Source organism: Porphyromonas levii DSM 23370 (assembly GCF_000379925.1).
GTDB lineage: Bacteria > Bacteroidota > Bacteroidia > Bacteroidales > Porphyromonadaceae > Porphyromonas_A > Porphyromonas_A levii.
On the sequence record NZ_KB904221.1, the window covers coordinates 1 to 1,889 of the forward strand.

Annotated in this window: 2 protein-coding genes; one reads left to right on the forward strand and one right to left on the reverse strand. The window is 48.2% G+C overall.

Annotation, left to right across the window (positions count from 1 at the left end; all coding sequences use genetic code 11):
- The first annotated feature begins 32 nt into the window (after window positions 1–32).
- Window positions 33–662, forward strand: coding sequence for a hypothetical protein (locus A3GG_RS0101475; protein ID WP_156808636.1), 630 nt, complete (start codon window positions 33–35; stop codon window positions 660–662).
- Between the two features lie 57 nt (window positions 663–719).
- On the opposite strand, the gene A3GG_RS13575 is transcribed toward A3GG_RS0101475, so the two are convergent.
- Window positions 720–1,889 (reverse strand): hypothetical protein (locus A3GG_RS13575; RefSeq protein ID WP_033408126.1); only part of this gene is annotated, 1,170 nt, incomplete at its 5' end.

Sequence of the window (1,889 nt, forward strand, 5' to 3'; positions counted from 1 at the left end):
TAAGTTAGTATCACACTTTAAGATAGAGAGACATGAAAAAGATTATCGCAACATGCTTGATGGCTATCGCCACAGTTGCACTCACTGGGTGCTGGGGCAAAAACAAGCCATCCGACAAACTTTTAGACAAAAACGCAATGCTGTACATCAACGTAACGGACGGTAAGACCCGTGCCGAGAACCCTGACCTCCCTCATAACCCAGAGCACCTCTCACCCGTCGAGCTCGTCAAGCAGGCGGAAAATATGCTCTACTCTAGCACTCGTGGGACAGAGCCAACCACATGGCTAGGAGCTATTATACAAGAAGGTGACTATCTCACTACAAAAGGGCGCAAAGCGGGCGAGTATCAATACAAGCTGGTAGACCAAGCGAAGTTTGTCTTCTGGGGCGATTGGATTATCGGGACAAACTACAAAACCAACGAGCCAACACTAGAGGAGGAGTTTTTCAAGGCAACGAATGTGCGGTTTGTAGACAAAAATGAAAAGATAATCGGATACATCCCTCAGAGGGTGCTCAAGGAGGCTTGGGCGAAGATACAGAAGGCATTTGACGCAAAAGAGTACGAGACCGTTTACAGGCTCTTCGAAGAGACCTACCAGGCTTACCCTTGCACCGAGGAGGAGTGGCACGAGCTAAAAGCAAAAGGCATGAACTAATACACATATCACTTGATTTTTTGGCGAGGTAGCGCAAACACGCTACCTCGCTTTATTTTACCTAGCGAATATCGAAAAGTGGATCGCACCATCGCGCCAACTACTGTTCCACATCACGCCAATCTCTACGCTTGTCGTGGTCTCCGAGCCTTTAATGACAAAAGTGTTCCAGTCGTCGCTATTGATAACTATTGCTTGTACTACGTATTGCATACTGCCAATATTATGCGTAAGTCGGTAACGTCCATTGCTGATTTTATTAACACCAATCTTGTTGCCAACCCACCTATCCATATTGCCATAAGTGGAGATTACCCCGGCGGCATACAGTCCTCCGCTAGCGACCTTTAGCGTGTCGACAGTGAGCTTATCTACATTGAGACCGCCACGTATCTCCACCGTCTCAAGATTCGAGGGCAAGCTATAATTGAGGTCAAAGTACTTATCCTTGCTCCCGTAAAAGCGCACCCCCTTCTCGCTTATAGCGTTAAAACTCTTGTTACTGCTCCATATCTGCTGCAGGCTTAGATCTTCGTAAGAGGTTTCACCATTGCCCGTCTGCCGCGCTGTCACAGTGTATCGCCCTCGATTGAGGTGTAATACACTATTGATTGTAGCCGTTCCAAGCGTGCAATTTGGGGGCAGCCCCTCCACGTAGGTACACATACTTCCTGCTGTTCCTATCGTCCCTACTCCGTCAATGCTCAGCGTGATACCACATCCCGAAAACGACAAATTTCCACCGGCGCTTTGCGCAGCTTGTCCTCTCGCCCTTAGCTTTCCCTTGACTACTATCTTCGTGTTGTCGTTAGATACGTTGAGTGTCCAGCTCTTAACATCGTTGTGATAGTTTAGACTCCCATTTGCGTTGTTAATAAGATAAGAGTTGACGGAATTCGAGTTGATGATATCATTTAGCCGCTTACTCATTGTACCCTTGCCTATCGCAAGTACCTGAGTATCCACGGATTCATCCACGAACTCCAGCATACCCCCACGGAAGTAGAGAGGTCCAACATGCCCTGTGCCGTCATTGCTAAATGCGGTCATCTCCTGCAGTGTATCGACGATGCCTAGTCGCAATGCCTTATGTCCCTCTGCCGCACTACCTGATAGGGCTGCCGTCACCTTACCCGAGGAGGGCGATGAGAGGATGATATCATTAGCAAGGAGAAGACCTCCTGCAATCTGCGTAGAGCCTTTTTGCAAGCTATCAAGGAGGTACTG

Bases quoted from the DNA above. Each gene is read 5' to 3' on its own strand.
- A3GG_RS0101475 (WP_156808636.1), top strand. From the start codon at position 33: ATGAAAAAGATTATCGCAACATGCTTGATGGCTATCGCCACAGTTGCA.